The organism is Prevotella sp. OH937_COT-195, from assembly GCF_003932845.1.
Lineage (GTDB): Bacteria > Bacteroidota > Bacteroidia > Bacteroidales > Bacteroidaceae > Prevotella.
Genome location: NZ_RQZH01000212.1, coordinates 1 through 304 on the forward strand (window position 1 = coordinate 1; position 304 = coordinate 304).

Annotated in this window: 1 protein-coding gene; it reads right to left on the bottom strand. The window is 35.2% G+C overall.

Translation table 11 applies throughout. The features are described 5' to 3' along the window. On the bottom strand, positions 1-304 hold a 304-nt coding region (locus EII32_RS11925), incomplete at both ends, for a S24/S26 family peptidase (RefSeq protein WP_199741453.1).

Below are 304 nucleotides of genomic sequence, written 5' to 3' on the forward strand. Positions count from 1 at the left end.
TGGCAAGTAATTATGCCTTTTTGAGTATCGTGTGCTATGATTTCTTTAAGCATAATTCCTCTTGTACTATGAACAATAACAAAATCCCAATCTGTATAATGAAGTTTTGAACTCCATAAATGGCGTTGTACTTCCCGACATATTACGATATTACCTTCTAAATAGTCAGGCTCCATACTATCGCCTTCTACTTCAAAAGCCAAATATTTTCCGTGATATTCTTGGTCAGCATCTATCATCACAATAGGCATATCTTCAAGGTATTCATCACTATAAAAATCATCACTCCAACCTGCCTTTGCTT